Origin of the sequence: Anaerotaenia torta, assembly GCF_050433395.1 — a bacterium.
GTDB lineage: Bacteria > Bacillota > Clostridia > Lachnospirales > Lachnospiraceae > Mobilitalea > Mobilitalea torta.
Genome location: NZ_JBNPXH010000007.1, coordinates 25,958 through 42,731, shown reverse-complemented (window position 1 = coordinate 42,731; position 16,774 = coordinate 25,958). Strand labels below are relative to the sequence as shown.

15 protein-coding genes and 1 pseudogene are annotated in these 16,774 nt (G+C 42.6%); 1 reads left to right on the top strand and 15 read right to left on the bottom strand.

Annotated elements, in window-relative coordinates:
- Positions 1 to 94 precede the first annotated feature (94 nt).
- From HNQ56_RS12605 to HNQ56_RS12540, 14 genes are all read right to left on the bottom strand, one after another.
- Positions 95 to 2,065 (bottom strand): hypothetical protein, encoded by a 1,971-nt coding sequence (locus tag HNQ56_RS12605; RefSeq protein ID WP_429146561.1) that lies wholly within the window; start codon positions 2,063 to 2,065, stop codon positions 95 to 97.
- 23 nt (positions 2,066 to 2,088) lie between these two features.
- The gene (locus HNQ56_RS12600; protein WP_429146558.1) at positions 2,089 to 2,652 is read right to left on the bottom strand and encodes a hypothetical protein; all 564 of its coding nucleotides are present in this window, start codon (positions 2,650 to 2,652) and stop codon (positions 2,089 to 2,091) included.
- Positions 2,653 to 2,691: 39 nt separating this feature from the next.
- Entirely contained in the window at positions 2,692 to 3,531 is an 840-nt protein-coding gene (locus HNQ56_RS12595) for a carbohydrate ABC transporter permease (RefSeq protein WP_429146555.1), read from the bottom strand.
- 2 nt (positions 3,532 to 3,533) lie between these two features.
- On the bottom strand, positions 3,534 to 4,412 hold the full coding sequence (locus HNQ56_RS12590) for a carbohydrate ABC transporter permease (protein WP_429146553.1): 879 nt from the start codon (positions 4,410 to 4,412) through the stop codon (positions 3,534 to 3,536).
- An 18-nt stretch (positions 4,413 to 4,430) separates the two neighbouring features.
- A complete protein-coding gene (locus tag HNQ56_RS12585; protein WP_429146550.1) occupies positions 4,431 to 5,750 on the bottom strand; it encodes an ABC transporter substrate-binding protein in 1,320 nt (439 codons plus the stop codon).
- Positions 5,751 to 5,977: 227 nt separating this feature from the next.
- Entirely contained in the window at positions 5,978 to 7,171 is a 1,194-nt protein-coding gene (locus HNQ56_RS12580) for a UDP-N-acetyl glucosamine 2-epimerase (RefSeq protein WP_429146547.1), read from the bottom strand.
- Complete coding sequence (locus HNQ56_RS12575; RefSeq protein ID WP_429146544.1) at positions 7,171 to 8,409, bottom strand: polysaccharide biosynthesis C-terminal domain-containing protein; 1,239 nt, start codon at positions 8,407 to 8,409, stop codon at positions 7,171 to 7,173. Before HNQ56_RS12575 ends, HNQ56_RS12580 begins: the two co-directional genes overlap by 1 nt.
- A gap of 11 nt (positions 8,410 to 8,420) precedes the next feature.
- Positions 8,421 to 9,479: a polysaccharide biosynthesis protein gene (locus HNQ56_RS12570; protein WP_429146541.1), complete on the bottom strand. Its 1,059-nt coding sequence runs from the start codon at positions 9,477 to 9,479 to the stop codon at positions 8,421 to 8,423.
- Positions 9,480 to 9,795: 316 nt separating this feature from the next.
- Complete coding sequence (locus tag HNQ56_RS12565; RefSeq protein WP_429146538.1) at positions 9,796 to 10,434, bottom strand: RloB family protein; 639 nt, start codon at positions 10,432 to 10,434, stop codon at positions 9,796 to 9,798.
- Positions 10,427 to 11,701 carry an AAA family ATPase gene (locus HNQ56_RS12560; protein WP_429146536.1) on the bottom strand — a complete coding sequence of 425 codons (1,275 nt, stop codon included), beginning with the start codon at positions 11,699 to 11,701 and terminating at the stop codon, positions 10,427 to 10,429. The genes HNQ56_RS12565 and HNQ56_RS12560 overlap by 8 nt, the downstream gene beginning before the upstream one ends.
- A 368-nt stretch (positions 11,702 to 12,069) precedes the next feature.
- Positions 12,070 to 12,618, bottom strand: coding sequence for a hypothetical protein (locus HNQ56_RS12555; RefSeq protein WP_429146533.1), 549 nt, complete (start codon positions 12,616 to 12,618; stop codon positions 12,070 to 12,072).
- Positions 12,619 to 12,692: 74 nt separating this feature from the next.
- Positions 12,693 to 13,646 (bottom strand): hypothetical protein, encoded by a 954-nt coding sequence (locus HNQ56_RS12550; RefSeq protein WP_429146531.1) that lies wholly within the window; start codon positions 13,644 to 13,646, stop codon positions 12,693 to 12,695.
- An 11-nt stretch (positions 13,647 to 13,657) separates the two neighbouring features.
- Positions 13,658 to 14,749: an AAA family ATPase gene (locus HNQ56_RS12545; protein WP_429146528.1), complete on the bottom strand. Its 1,092-nt coding sequence runs from the start codon at positions 14,747 to 14,749 to the stop codon at positions 13,658 to 13,660.
- The gene (locus tag HNQ56_RS12540; RefSeq protein WP_429146525.1) at positions 14,742 to 16,022 is read right to left on the bottom strand and encodes a DUF262 domain-containing protein; all 1,281 of its coding nucleotides are present in this window, start codon (positions 16,020 to 16,022) and stop codon (positions 14,742 to 14,744) included. Before HNQ56_RS12540 ends, HNQ56_RS12545 begins: the two co-directional genes overlap by 8 nt.
- A 78-nt stretch (positions 16,023 to 16,100) precedes the next feature.
- Here HNQ56_RS12540 and HNQ56_RS12535 point away from each other — a divergent pair, with 78 nt between their 5' ends.
- Entirely contained in the window at positions 16,101 to 16,322 is a 222-nt protein-coding gene (locus HNQ56_RS12535) for a hypothetical protein (RefSeq protein WP_429146522.1), read from the top strand.
- A gap of 77 nt (positions 16,323 to 16,399) precedes the next feature.
- On the opposite strand, the pseudogene HNQ56_RS12530 reads toward HNQ56_RS12535, so the two are convergent.
- Positions 16,400 to 16,771: pseudogene (locus HNQ56_RS12530) on the bottom strand (Fur family transcriptional regulator); the annotation flags it as partial.
- Positions 16,772 to 16,774 lie beyond the last annotated feature (3 nt).

Genomic DNA, 16,774 nt, shown 5'->3' with positions numbered 1-16,774 from the left:
TCTCCCAGTATCATTTTGCTGTAACAATTCCACCCTGCTGCGGGCTGGACTATTACAGTTTATTTCATTCCTTTATAAGAATAAGCCGGCTTAATTACTCAAAATACAAACGGATCATTGCCGTATCAGTCTGTCCGTTTTTTGTTCTAATCCGTACCTGCAGATTTTTATTGCCGCTGCCGTAATCTTTTGTATTGATTGTTATTTTATCTTGAAAGGAAATTTCTTCACCTGCAATGCTTAGAATCGCTTCCGTTATTTCATCCGCCTGATTACTGTAAAGCTTAATCTCAAAATCAAATTTACCGGATACCGACTGGTTCTGTTTCAAATTCTCAATTGCCACGCTGCATAAGCCCGCTGCTATAAATTCCTTGCCTGCATAGACCGTCCCGTTCTCGTTCCTAAGCTGGGTGCCTGCCGGTATTTCAACGATTACCGCCGCTTCTTTTGCAGGTATGCTGATAGAAGCTTCTTTCGTAACCGCTTTCACCAGATATTCGTTTATAACCGTGTTATACAGATCAACCGGAGCTTCGCTTGTCACCTCATAGGTTACTTTTTTATATTCGGAATAAGGATTATACAGCAAATAAAACTTCAGTTCCTCTTTCATTGGGTGCTCGGAAAGATCTATTTTCAGAATTCCTTCCTGATCCGTCCGGGATATCCGTGATGCCAGAATACCGATATGAGCTCCGCTGTAAAGAGAAAAATCAGTTTCCGCCCACCCGTTGATCGTGGGATCACCGCCAAACCAGGGCGTCTTCCCGTTATAGCTGTGAATGATGCCTTCATACGGTATGGTACTCTTGATAAGCTCAGGAATAGTGCTCTTATTGTCAAGATAGCCGGTGGACTGATTCTCCTGCTTTGTTTCATCTGCAAAGAAATAACGGGCGTTCTGTGTCACACGCAGAATCCAGTCACCGATTGCTCTCGCATATCTGGTATCATATTTGGCTGCGGGTATTACAGCGCTCGTAGCTGCAAAGCTGTTCATGGCAAATGCATAGCCGCCCCGGTCCGTTACGCTTCCAAATAAGCCGGAAATATCATAATCACCCCATGTACCGCGTATCGATCCCCAACCGCCTCTCGGAATGGAGGAACCGTCAAATACCCTTCCAAAGGCTTGGTTCATATCGTAGTTGGTTCCATGGAGAGCGTTCGTTTTCGCACTCAGAAATGGTCCGAAATATTGTAAAACCTCATATAAAGGGCCGCCAAAATACTCTTCGATATAATCCAGACAATTTTTCATTGCTGTAAAATATTTATCCTCGCCGGTCAGATCATAGGCATAGTCCATCAGCCAGGCGATACCGACAGCACAATCCGGTTCACTCCAGATATTATTATGATAAGGCTCCTTTTTCATAAAATCAAATCCGGTGTAGTCAAAATCCGGATCGCTGCCATCCCCATACATGATTTCATAAGCTTCATACCAACTGTTCACCGTATTGGCGGCATTCTCCGCCATCTGTTTTTCATTGGGATACAGGGAAGAGGTCTGCACATACAGAATAGCCGGATATAAAAGATACCACATGGATGTTGCTGCCGAACTGCCGGAAGGATTATTCAGAATAACCTTCTCTTCCTCGTTATAAAATGCATTCAGCATACGTACATAATTATGGCCCTGGCTGTTTGATTTATCTATTCCGTTTAGGGATGCACTCAAAACAGCCGCAATACAAGTAACTGCTTCCTGCGCCCCGTCCTTAAAGCGCCTGTCATCACCGACATACGCGGGCAAGCCAAAGGATTCATAGGTCTTATCCTCCCAGATCAGAGGGAGGTATTCCCCAACCGCATCATAATCAAAAACGAGACGGTCAAAATCCAGGGCCATCCCCTTATAGTCAACAAATCGGTAGCTCTTCAAGTCCATCGGCCCATATTCAGCAATACGGCTTAAATTTTTATTATATCCATTCTCCGCTTGTATTCCTTTCCGGTTAGCCTGGCAGGCTGCCGTCACAAGGACGGAGCAGACTGCCGCCATAAGGACGGCAGTCTTAAGGAAACCCGCAAGAATATACTTATGCTTTAACATAGCAATTCTCCCATATTGGTTGATTATTTTTGATTGAACATCTTGACGGATGAAATTTCTACCGTAGCATCCGGGCTTCCTGCTGCATAAATCCAGAGAACACCCTCTACTTTATCACCATAAGCATCAATAAAATCCTGTCCCAGCTTTGCCTTTAAATCAACCGCGGCATAATTGTTATACTTGAAATTGGTATCTTCAATGAGATAGAAGCCCCACTCATGGTCGCTGATTACCGGATCGGAAGGAACAAATTTGGCACCCCATTTAAAGCCGTCCGCATTCTCCTTTACCTGAATCATGAGAACCGGTTCTTTTGTTAAATCAAGTGTGATTTTTTCTGACTGGATACCGCCCCAACCGTCAAATGCCGCTTGAATCACCGCCGCCTTATCACCCTTTGTAACAGAGCCGGAGCCGCCTCCTTCTTCGGATGGTGTTTCCATCGGTTTCCACGCTGACACATCATCTGCGGTTTTGTCATAGAAGTAAAGGTTTTGATTTCCGTTTCCCTTACTGCATGCTGTCATAGACAGTGCCATTGCTGCCGCCATTGCCGCGCATAAAACTTTCTTCCATTTTTTCATAACTGTTTCCTCCTCATATTGTCGTTGTGATATATTGTTTTATCCCTTGATACCCGTCATCTTAACTCCTTCCACAAAATATTTCTGTGCAAATAAGAAGATCACGAATACGGGAATTAAAACCAAAAGTGATGCAGCCATCAGCGGCCCCCACAGGGTCTCGCCGGTCATATTGCTAAAGGATGCCAGTCCCAATTGTACCGTATACCAGTCCGTATCGTTGATATAGATTAACTGTCCCAGCAGGTCGTTCCAGGTACCCATAAAAGACCAGAGCGTAATTGTAATTAAAGCAGCTTTGCTAAGCGGAATATACATCCGGGTAAATATCTGAAACCTGTTTGCTCCGTCAATCATCATAGCCTCCTCCAGTTCCTTTGGAAAGGTTGAAAAATACATTCTCAGGAAGAAGATAAAGGATGCCGAACCGCAGAAGGCCGGTAAAATAAGAGGTACATAACCATCCGATAAACCTAATTTCGACCACATAATAAAAGTGGGAATCATAGTAACCTCATAAGGCAGCATCATCGTTGCCAGCAAAATCATGAAAATCAGATTTCGTCCCTTAAAATTATACCGTGCAAAGCCATAGGCCACCAATGCGGATACAAAAACCTCGCCCAAAATCTTCAAGACGGCCATTAATGCCGTATTCAGCATATAACGTGTGATTGGCATAATTTCCAAAGCACGTATGATATTACCCATATACAGGGTGGACGGCAGCCATTTAACCGGATTGGTAAAAATCTCATTATCCATCTTAAAGGTGGTACTGGCCATCCAGAAAAACGGCAGGATCAAAACAATGGAGCCAACAAGATAGAACAAATAACGCAAGAGGGTTCCCAAGGCTTTTGAGCTTTTACTATCCATGCTTAATCCTCCTCATTATAGACCCAAAATTTCTTAGTGATATTGATAATTGCCGTCAACGTCAAAATAATGGCAAATAAAATCCAGGCAAGTGCTGTCGCATAACCCATATCATAATAAGAAAAGGCCCTGTTATATAGGTACACCATATAAAAACTACCCTCTTCCCCGGCTCCTCCCATGATATAGGCATCTGAAAATTTACGGAAAGCCGCAATGATTCCCATTACCATGTTGTAGAAGATGATGGGAGAAATCAAAGGCACGGTAATCTTGGCAGTTCTCTTTAGAAAGCTTGCTCCTTCCAGCTTGGCAGATTCATATAATTCCTTTGGAACATCCTTCAGCGCCGCCAGATAGGTAAGGTAACCGGAGCTTGCACCCCATAAAGCCATAATCAGATACGAGGGCAGCACCCAACTGGGATCAAAAAGCCAGTCCGGTCCGTGAATCCCCAGCGCCGCCAGCAGAGAATTAATCAGGCCATATCCCGGATCTAAAATCCATTTGAATACAATGGCAACAGCAACACCGGAAACAATGGAGGGCATATAAAATATCACCCGGAACACTCCGATTGCTTTGCTCTGGAAATTCAAGCATACCGCAACCAGCAAGGCGGTCATAATGGTCAACGGTATTGCAAAGACCGCATACCGAACGGTAACCGCAAGGGCTTTATAAAACTTTTCATCCCGAAAAATAGCAAGATAGTTTTCAAAACCAATGAATTTAGAATTGCCCAATATACTCCAATCCGTCATGGATATATAAACCGCTGCTATCATTGGGATTACCGTAAAAACAATGAAGCCGATTACCCAGGGAAGTACAAAAACAAACCCTATGGAATCTTTGTTTTTCTTTTTATTGCTTATCATCCTGCTACTTCCTTTCGGCTATTCTTTGGCAGTAATTAACTGGCGGCTTTTCTCCGCAATATTCTTTGCTGCCGTTATATAATCAAAATTCTCCGGATCACTGAGCAGCGGATTATACAACTGATACCAAAGCATGTCATTTATCTCATTCCATTTTGAAATATAATTGGCTGATCTGGCATTCTTCAGACACACTTCAATGGTAGGAAGGGCGGGTGCCTTCAGAGGATCAATCACCGCCACCTGATCCACGGTTCCCATAATCGGGGATGCTATCTTCCATTGGAAGAATTCCTCAGTGATTGCTTCCAGCACCTGGTAAGCCTGGGAATCCCCCTGCAGTTTAGAGCTGACCACAGTGGAAGCTGTCCAGTCAAAACCGCTGGCCCTGCCGTCCGCGCAAACAGGCATAGGAGCGTAACCAATCTTAAATTGCTCCTCCTGGGGAAGATTACTTATCTTCTCTTCAAAATTATCCTGAATACCCCCCATAAACATGGCCGCTCTTTGCTTCTCGAACCATACATTATTCGATCCGAGACTGGAGACCTTACTGTACTGCGGTGTCACCTTACTGATAAGAATTTCATGAAGTATATTTAATCCTTCCAGCGATTGCGGTGTATCCATCAATATCTCATTGCCATCGTCTGAAATAATATCACCGCCGCCTGCCCAGAAGAAGGTTTCAATATTCGGCCAGCCATCCACAATATAACCATACTGCTGGTAAGCATTTCCCTGGGAATCGGTTTTTTGCACCGTAAGCTGTTTTGCAATCTGTAAGAAATCATCCCAGGTCCAACCCCCCAAAGGATCCGGGAATGCAATACCGGCCTCTTCGAATAAATCCTGGTTATAATAAACCATCAGCGGGTTGGCAATCCATGGTATCCCATAATACTTGTCCTTATAAGTTGCTGCTGCCAGCACACCCGGATAAAAAGTATCCGGCTTTAATTTCTCACTGGCATTCAATTGATCCGTCAAGTCAGCGATTGCGCCAAGCTCCGCATACTTTGCAATTAACTCCTGGGTAAGCCAGAAGAAATCCGGCACCTTTTTCCCTGCTATTTTAGTAGAAAGCTTTATATAATAATCCGAAGGAAAGCTTAAAACCTCAACCTTATATGCTCCGTCCGCCTGCAGGTTCACACGGTCAATAATTTCCTGGAAATCTTTGAGTTCTTCACCGGCAGCCCATGTAGCAAAGGTATAGGTTCTGGCTTGTCCGCTCTTACCGCCGTTTGAATTATTCTGGCATCCGCTTAATATAGACAGCGTCAGCATAAATATCAGCAGAATTGATATTGCTTTAAAATGAATTTCCTTTCTCATAATCTCTCCTCCATCTATCTCTTATACTCTAACCTTATATTCTTATCATATTGTCAAATTTACTTGAATTCAAGTATAATTAACTTGAATATTATTAACGTTTTATTAGCATTTTATTTATGGTTTATTCAAAATGGGGGTATAGTAAGAATGAACGGTAAGATATAGTATATATTGGATGTTCTTTTGACTGTAACCGATTTATAGCGTTTTCTATTATAGAATTTCTATCCTTTTCTCCACACCATTTTGTCAATTATTCCGGTATAGGACTGAATAATCTTCACGACTTTAGCGCTTACGTTCTCCTCCACATAATCCGGAACAGGGATACCATCGTCACCTTCCAGATTCATAGTAACTGCCATATCCACTGCCTGCAATAACGGCTTCTCGTCAATGCCCGACAGAATAAAGCAAGCTTTGTCCAGTGCTTCCGGGCGTTCTGTGCTGGTACGTATGCACACAGCCGGGAATGAATGTCCAACGGAGGTAAAGAAACTTGACTCCTCCGGCAGTGTTCCAGAATCAGATATAACTGCAAAAGCGTTCATCTGCAGATGATTATAATCATGGAATCCCAGCGGTTCATGCCGGATGACACGCTTATCCAGCGGAAAACCGGATACTTCCAGTCTCTTACGGCTTCTTGGATGGCAGGAATATAAAACTGGCATATCATATTTCTCTGCCATCTTATTAATTGCATGAAATAAAGATAAGAAGTTTCTCTCTATATCAATATTTTCTTCACGGTGTGCAGAAAGCAAAATATATTTATGCGGCTTTAAGCCCAGCGTCTCCAGAATATTAGAGTTCTCTATCTCAGCCAGGTTCTGATGCAGCACTTCCGCCATGGGAGAACCTGTTACATAAACACGTTCCTTCGGCAGCCCGCACTCATGCAGATATTTTCTGGCATGTTCAGAATAAGCAAGGTTTACATCGGAAATGATGTCCACAATACGGCGGTTTGTCTCTTCCGGCAAGCACTCATCCTTACAGCGGTTTCCGGCTTCCATGTGGAAAATCGGGATTTTCAGACGCTTTGCTGCAATTGCTGATAAGCAGGAATTGGTATCACCGAGGATTAAAAGCGCATCCGGCTTAATACCTGCCATTAACTTATAGGAACAGTTTATGATATTTCCAACCGTTGCCCCAAGATCATCCCCAACCGCATCCATATACACTTCCGGACTGTCCAGCTTCAGATCCCGGAAAAACACGCCATTTAGATTATAATCGTAGTTCTGGCCTGTGTGGGCAAGAATGGTATCAAAATAGGTTCGGCACTTTTTGATAACTGCTCCAAGACGGATAATCTCCGGGCGGGTGCCAACGATAATAAGAAGTTTCAGTTTTCCGTTCTCCTTAAAATGTATATCGCTATAGTCTGTTTTGATACGTGTTTCTGACATCACTTCTCCTCCACCACCTCAAAAAATGTATCCGGATGCGCCGGATCAAACTGCTCATTGCTCCACATCACCGTCACCAAATTCTCTGTTTCAGACAGGTTGCTGATACTGTGCGTGTATCCCGGCAGCATATGAATTGCTTCCATCTTATCTCCGGACACCTCAAAGCTCAATACTTCATCCGTGCCAATCCTCCTCTCCTGAATCAGCCCATAACCGGACACCACAATGAAAAGCTCCCATTTGCTATGATGCCAGTGCTGCCCGTTCGTAATACCGGGCCTGCTGATATTTACGGAAAACTGACCGCAATTCGCCGTTTTTAATAATTCCGTGAAGCTGCCTCTGTCATCGCAGTTCATCTTCAACGCAAATTTTATCTTGCTTTCCGGCAGATAGGAAAGGTATGTGGCATACAGCTTCTTGGTAAAGGAGTTCTTCGGAAGCTCCGGCATAAGGAGCGTATCCGGCTGCACCTTAAAGGAATTCAATAACCCTACAATCTCACCCAGTGTTACCTTATGTGTAGCCGGCACATAGCAGTAACGTCCATCTGTCTGTCCTACCGCATCCACTCCATCAAACTCACAGTGATGCTCCTTACCCTCCAGGGCATCCAACATCTCGATCACCAGATCATCAATATAAAGAAGCTCTAGCTCTGTCGATGGGTCATTCACTGTGATCGGCAGATCATTGGCGATATTGTTACAGAAGGTTGCAATCGCAGAGTTATAATTTGGACGGCACCACTTCCCAAATAGATTCGGAAAACGATAAACCATAACCTTCGCTCCTGTGGTTTTACCATAATCAAAGAACAGTTCTTCGCCAGCCAGCTTGGACTTTCCGTAGTCAGATCCTGCATAGCGGCCCAGCAGCGTTGCCTGGATTGATGAACTCAGCATCACCGGTGCGGTGTTATTGTGAGCCTTCAGTGTGTCCAGTAAAGTGGATGCGAAACCGAAGTTGCCCGCCATGAATTCATCGTTGTTCTTGGGACGATTCACACCAGCCAGATGGAACACAAAGTCTGCTTTCCTGCAATACACCTCCAATAACGCCGGATCTGTGTTGATATCGTACTCATATATCTCATTAATCTTAAGATTGGGTCTCGTTTTATCCTTATTCTGCTGTATGTTTTTTAAGGATGCAACCAGATTCTTCCCGACAAAACCTGCTGCACCAGTGACCAATATTGTCTTATTCCATACGCTGGAGTTATGTTTTCTCATCCCGTTACTCCTTAATTTCTATTACTGGCAGCTTCCTGCTCCCAATTATCAAGTTCCTTTCGAATATATTGCAAGGACAGCAGTTTTTCTTTTACCTCATCTACGGTAAGAAGCCTGGTGTTATTACTATTGAATTCTGACAGAATATTTCTTTCGATATCTCCGTCCTTAAAATACTTATCGTAATTCAAATCACGGCTATCGCAAGGCACTCTATAAAAATCACCTAAATCAATTGCGCTGGCGCATTCTTCATTGGTCAGCAAGGTCTCATACATTTTCTCACCATGGCGGATACCAATCACTTTAATTTCATGCTCCGGAGCAAACAATCCAGTTACCGCCTGCGCCAAAGTCTTGATTGTACACGCAGGCGCTTTTTGAACAAGAATATCTCCGCAGACCCCATATTCAAAGGCAAAAAGGACGAGATCAACCGCTTCATCCAAAGACATTATAAACCTGGTCATGGCAGGCTCAGTAATTGTAATGGTACTGCCTGCTTTCATCTGTTCAATCCAAAGCGGAATAACTGAGCCGCGGGAGCACATTACATTTCCATATCTGGTGCAGCAAATTTTTGTGGTTTCCGTTGTCCTCGCTTTCGCAACTGCCACACGTTCCCCTAATGCCTTAGAAATTCCCATGGCATTAACAGGATATGCCGCTTTATCTGTCGATAAGCATATCACGCTCTTCACACCCTCGCCAATTGCAGCAGTCAGTACATTCTCTGTCCCCATTACGTTTGTTTTAACAGCCTCCATAGGGAAGAATTCGCAGGATGGAACTTGTTTTAATGCCGCCGCATGAAATATATAGTCAACGCCATGCACGGCGTTTTTCACCGATTGCATGTCTCTTACATCTCCAATAAAAAACTTAACTTTTCCAGCCATATCAGGCATTTTCGTCTGAAACTCATGACGCATATCATCCTGTTTTTTCTCATCACGGGAAAAAACACGGATTTCACCTATATCTGTATTCAGGAAGCGGTCTAATACCGCATTTCCAAAAGAACCCGTTCCGCCAGTAATCAACAGTGTTTTGTTCTCAAACATTGACATTTTCTAATCTCCCCTGCACGCCCTTTGTTAATGGATGAAGCTATTAACTGCGTGTATACCATAGGCAAGGCTCTTACTTAAGTCTGCTCTCTATCATAATATGAGAGTGCTTCAGATGAGGAGTATGTATTAATTTAATTACCTTAATGAAAAAAAGACCTGCGCTGTATTTCATGAGCGCAGGTCTCCTTTTCATCCGTTATTCAGAAATTCTTTTCCATTTTCAAGCGCCTCCACATAAATTTCTTCCCTTCTACTATTATATAGGAATTGGTGCTATTCTCCATATAATCTGCTGCAAAACAACCTGAATATTTTATGAAATTTCCATCATAAACTGCTCAATCAACTTATAGACACTTGTATACGGGTTCATTTCCTTAATATTAGCAGACAATGTTTTGCCCTGATCTTCATATTGGAATTCCAGAGCTTTAGCATTATCAATTGCCTTTTCTATCTCACCATTTTGGATAATCTCGCGAGTTTTGCCTCTATGGCCTTTTGAATAAGTGCTATTTAAATGCTCTGATAAGCGGCGATAGATTTGGCGCTTGGTAAGCGTTGAATCCACTTCTTCAAAATGCATCAAAAGCCATGTTTCAAACAGATAATTTGAAATCAGCAACTCATAATCCTTAGAAGCTAGCACCACGGACTGAATATTTGGAGGATCATCACAATCAAATGCAAGATACTTGCCATAGATACTGAATTTCCGGCCATTTTCTTCATCTATAAAAAAATCATTAGCAAAATTCAAAACGGTTTGAGCATTACCATTTGCCGTTTCCAATACCACCTCAACATCAGTATATTTATTTTTATTGATAATTTCCGCAAAATAATCAAAGTAGTATTTTTCAGTCTTACCCTCACAAAAAATAATGATGCGGCCGATATTGATTTTTTGAATCTCCGCACGGCGCTGTGGAGATAGTATTGTTCTACCCATCCACTTCACCACCTATAATTTCATCGTAATTAAAGATGGGGATCGCACCATACTTTCCTTGCAGATAGTCCTTGCTAAACGTAGCATCCTCACGTACTTTCAAATCAGAAAGAGCATAAAGTGTAGACTCGCCTCGCTCATTTTTATCTACAAAAATAATTTCGTCACGACGAAACTGATTGTAATTCAGTAAGGAAATATCGTGCGTTGTAAAAATAAGCTGTGCCTTTTTATTCTGGCTGGAGCTGAAAATATCCACAATCAGCTTGGTCAGAAGAGGGTGAAGCCTTGCAGACATTTCATCTACAATAAACACACCGCCATCCTCAATCATCTCAATAATGTTTTGAACATAAGCAAGAAAACGCAGTGTACCAGTAGACTCCTGTTGTAAGTCAAACAACTTCTCTCCGGTTACATTTCCGCTTTCATCATAAATATTGTGAACAGTACGAACAACCTTCTCCTTCTTTTTCTTTCCAGTCCGTTCATTTAATACAATTTCTGTCTGCACATCAAGACGCTTAATACCAACATCAATCATACGCAGATAATTCTCAACTTTCTGGCGGTATGTCTTATTGCTTACCAACTTTTTGTTAAGCATAATAGAACCTGCTAATCGTTTCACTGTGGATTCAAAGAGGATCTCTGAAAAAACATTATATTCTTCATAGAAGAAAGAAATAAAGTCTCCTAATATAATTTCTTTCACTTCATCATCAAGGAAATATTCCAATACGGCAATATATAATCTTTCAGCAGGTAACTTCTTATAAACCCCCAGCATCTTTTGATATTTACTGCCAAAGGAGAGTTCTGTACCGGTCCTCTCAAATACCTTTTTATCATCAATGAAGAGCCACTCATTCAAAACCTCTTTTGATGTACATTCAAAACCATACTGTATCTGCTTATCACCACGAACAAAAATGATATCAAACTCCGAAGCATCATTATTATGCTCCGAGAGCATAAAAGGCTCCAGTTTAATTTTCATCTGATTCTCTGAGGACTCAAAACCTTCGTTTTCTTTTTTGTTAATAAATTGTAAAAAGATATACTGTTCAAAAAAGAACATTGCTGAGATCAAATTGGATTTACCGGAAGCATTTGCTCCATAAACAGCGGTTGTCTTGAGCAAGCCGAGTTTATCATTAATAGGTATAACATGGGAAGGGTGCTGCACATAAGCAGTTGCCCTCATATCCAAGATAGCTTCATTTTTAAACGATGTGTAGTTTTTCACCTTAAACATCAATAACATATATTTACCTCCAAGCTAATCTGCTTCTACCTATAGTATACCCGATATTTCATAAAAATCAACCATATTTTCGGAATTATCGTATTTATTTATCAAGCTTTTTTAATTTTTGTATAAAATATGAATTAAAATTTGATTTTTTCAATTTCATGTAGTGTGTTCAAATCTGCTTCTGGTGCCGACCCCGACACCCTATCTTTGATTTTAAAACATCAACAAAAGCCAAACTGCCAACACAAAAAGTCTCAGCACAGTGAGAATTTTTGTCTTAGCAGTTTAATATCCTAATATCCTAGCAGGAGCCGCCGTTCAGTGGCTGTTCCCTCCAATATTTTCCTGGTCACAGACTTAAGTTTCAATCACTCCTATTACAGAGTTCTATATAACATCCCGCTTTTCTTTGCAACCGTATAGATATCCTTCAATTGTCCCGCCATGTTATGACCTATCACCACATTATACGGCATAACCAGGCCATCTGAGATGATTGTATCCTTGAATGGTATAAACGTTGCCTCCATCATAATCGGCAAGGGTGCATAGGGGAACATCTCTTCCCAACTTGATATAATCCCGCATACCTGATAGACCCGTTGATTATCCATTGAGATAAAAATAGAACCCTTCTTAAGATTCCGTTCCAGTACAAACTGTCCCCGGATTCTACGTTTCCAGCTTCTTATGATATCTACATGCTCGTCCTCCAGCGCACCTGAACACTTCTCCAAATAACCATCTATAACAGACACATCATCCCACATTTTATCAGCAATTTCTTTCACTTCATTCGGATTCAAGCTCTCTTCGTCAGCCATTCTCTTTATTTTGCTATTGATATTATATATTTTGTTTACATAGTCCAATAATGGCAGCCAGAGTTTATAGTACAACTGTCCATCTTCTCTTGAAAGTGTCATTGTCTGCGCCCTCCCTTGTTCCTTGCAGAAATACATGATCTTATCATTTTCATTCCCAATCCTCATTACTCCCATCAAAATAATTTGGTCGGCAGATGACGGCCAATATAACCAATATAGCATTTCCTGGCCGCATCGTCCGGCAGCAGATAGATTCTGCCTCCCGAAAACTTGCCGGAAAACCTGATATGTTCAAAAAAATATTCTGTCCCACCGTCCGGCTTTTGAAATAGTCTCATCCTTCTCAGCTGCTCATTCATTCTGACAGTCTCTGATTCCGAATGAGCATACATTCCCAGATCTTTCCGGTTATACACGCCGTCATAGCATTGAAAGTATTCCTGTACCCTTTGCAGTCTATCCATAATCTGAAGAATATGGAACTTCTCCGGGTCCTTATATAACTGATCCTTCACATTTTCACAAAAGATCAGATTGGGAAACAAGACCTCTCTCTGTTCCCATAGATCCTGCCCGGATGATATATGTTCAAAACATGACCTTCTGATGTCACCTTCCATCTCGCCGACACTCATTCCGGCAGACAGGTTCCTTATGGACATCTGTGTTTCTGTTATCTCCGAAGCATCCTCTATTTTGAGATATCGTCCCCAAAGATCCTTTTGCTGAAAATACGGATTGGTTAGGATACTTACCGTTATCCTCTCCGTTTCAGCCGCATAGGTATTACCTGCGCCCCCATAGTCTTTTCCGTCAATTTCCGTACGGAACTCCCCCTCAAAATCCGCGGCATCAATATAGGAGCAATTCTTACTGTAAAGGGTTCTGAAAAACTGCTGATACGTTCTGTCCACCTGGGGGTCCTTAAGCCATTCTGCCACACCATATCCCGCACAAAAGCGGAAGGCATGAATGTCGTGAGTACAAACCAGCCCGTCACAGACCTTTCCGGTTTTAAGCCGATGCAGAAGTTGAATAAATTCATTCATCCTCTGTCTTGCCCCGGGAATATCCCCCGTCCTCCTAATCTCCTCATGAATGCAAAGCTCGTTGAATGCCAGATACATGATTACCTCCGTTAAAACAGTGCATCAATTGTCTTATCCCATTCGTCAAAAAAGCCTTCCGGCCAATCAGAAAGACTTCCATCCTCCAGAATCGCAGGAGAAGATTTTCTATGCCGCGGCATCATCGCCTCCTCTGTCTGATAGAAATAATTCAGGCGTACCAGATTCCTGTCAATTACACGGTTCTTCACGGACAGCCGGATTCCGTTGAGCAGATGATCACTATGTGTTTCTACAATCACCTGAACACCGCCGGAACAGGCTTTTGCTATCAATTCACCCATGATACGCTGTCCCTTCGGATGCAGATGCGCTTCCGGATTCTCCAAAATAACCAGATCGCCGGATTTTGCTTTCAACAGGCTGATAATAACCGGAGCTGCATAACTGATTCCAAAGCCCACATTAAGGGGGGTGAATTCGTATTCCGAAACATTATACCCAATGCCTACGATACCGGCATCCATGTATTTCTTAGGGTTAATATGCACCCCCGGACTAATCTCCGACATCCACGCCTCCAGCTGGTAGATCAAAAAGGAGCTGTCGGTTCCCGGATGCAGAACCCGGCGATTCTCAATCCGATCGGTAAATCCTCTCTCCGCTATGTAATCCGCAAATAATTCCCCTCTATAGCCAACCTGGTTTTTCTCATATATTTGATGATAGGATTTTTCATAAAATGACTTCGGACCAATCCGCTCTGCTGAAACATAAGAAAACGTTGAGAAAAAGAGGTTGATGCTTTGAAAGGTCTTCCAAGTCGTATAATCAGAGTGGATTTTCTGAAAATCAGATTCCTTCTCATACTGATAATCACAATGATAGGAGGCATCATCGCTGTCAATCTCGATCCCAACCCTGTCCTGGCTGCTATTTCTGTATAACAGGTCAAAGCCGGTTCCTATCCTGACCGCTTCCCCATTCAAATGTATTCCCTTGGTAATGGCGCCCATGTCATAGGACTGCCTCAGCAAAAGCAATGCCTGAACCACACTGGATTTCCCCATACTGTTAATGCCGGCTAATACATTCAGATTCGAAAGCTCCAGATCCAATTCTTCGAAACACTTGAAATTAGATAACTTCAGCCTTCTAAGCATGCCCCTTCACCTCCTTATGTAACACCCTTTCTGCCATGGTTTTCAGTATTCTAATCCGGTCATTCACCGATTTCTTATCGGACGCTCGCAGCGCATTCTGAAAATAATAGTCATCACACCGCTTTATAAACAGATCCACCACTTCCTCCCGCCTCTCGATCAGCAGGTTGATATCCCCGCGTTCCATGTGATAAATCACATGGGACCAGCCTTCAAATAACGCCTTATTAATTGGTCTTCGTCTTCCGTCATCATAAATTTTACGAAATGCATTTTTTCCAAATATATTATAAGAAGCGTCCATCACTTCCGCAAACCGATTCTGAATCTGTTCCAAATCATTGGCGGATGCCTTGGATAGATAATCCATCCCCTGATTCAAAAATTCATCCAAAAAACCATTATAGGTATCCAACGGAAGCTGGGTAAAAGACACATAGCGCAGGCAAAACTCCCGGTCCAGCATCCGGTCCGTTTTAATACTACCGTCCGTCGCCCGAATGAACTTCTCGTTTCGGGCAAGCGTACAGATAAACTCAGTAGCCTGTCCCTGATACAGCGCATTCCTTATCTCCTGAGGCTCCAAAATCAACCCGCCCGTGTTGATCCGCTTAAAAATATTGAACTTAACATTCTTAGGGGTCGCCGGATTCACCAAATATGCATTAATATTAGTCTCTTCAATTCTCCGCTGCAAAGCACGGGGCAGCTTCGAGAATTTCAACCCATTCAAATCGTACAAAAACTCCAGTCCGGTCAAAGCAAAGGACTCATCAACCACATATTCCTTAATCGTACTAATGCGCTGAAGTCCATCAATAATCAGCCATTTATCATCATCCGAAGCATCAAAGTAAAATGCCGGAAGCGGTATTCTTAACAGGATGGATTCAATCAACTGGCTTTTCTGGGTTTTCGTCCAGAGACCGGCTTTTCGCTGAAAAGAAGAATCAAATTCCAGCTCATTATTTTTAATCCTCTTGATGATTGACTCTACCACCATCTTATCCATCTTAATGTCAATCTTGGAGGGATCAAAGGGATTCACTCTGCTATCGATGGTTATCTGTCCGGCATCCTCATCGCTGTCCGGTTCCACATCCTCATTGATGATCTCAATCTCTCTTTTCAGAAAATAATCAATAATCTCCTGCTTCTCCTCTTCCGTACACTTAATTGTGATAAAAAGAATGGATAGATTAATCTTATTCCCCTGATGTCTTGCAATCTCTTCTAATGATAATAAATCACTTTGATATCTTTCAACAATCATATTGTTTATTACCTCCGCATAACGTTAATAATAGTATAAGGATGCTTGGTACCGTGAAGCGGCAGTCTGGAGGAAAGAATGAATCAAAATAACAAATCCTACAAAATCGAAATACTCATTACCGCAGCCCACCCAACACAGCTAAAGAAGCCCTGCTATTGGATATTATGGGGTTCCTGCGGACAAGACTGGCTTAACGAATGCTGCGGTTGGGCGCAAACACCCGAATTGGCATGGAGCGAAGCCTATGACTTTTATCAATCATATAAAGCCATTCCTGCTTCATTGTATGATGTATGATTGAGCACACTTTCGACACGAAACACTTCTGATATACCTTATACAACTATTATAGAATCATTTTAAGATAAATACAATCAAAAATGACTATGCCCATCATAGTCGTGAGCGGGGCAAAGCCCCTCGAATACCGTACGGTGCTGCTCAATATAAATCCCCGTCTCCTTGGAAAGCATCTCATCCAGCCTGCTCTGATACGGCACCGGTGCATCCAGCAGCCTGCCGCAGCTTGTGCATAGCAGATAATAATGCAGATCCTGACGGTAGTCAAGCCGTTCCCCGTTCACCATCTTAACCGGCTGTATCTCACCATTATCCGCCAACCGCTTCAGGTTCCGGTAGACAGTCCCCCTGCTGATCCGCGGATCCGGTTCCCGTACCTCCGCATAGATCTGATCCGCAGCAGGATGTTCATGATGTGCCGGTTCCACATCCAGAATCATCTTTCGCGG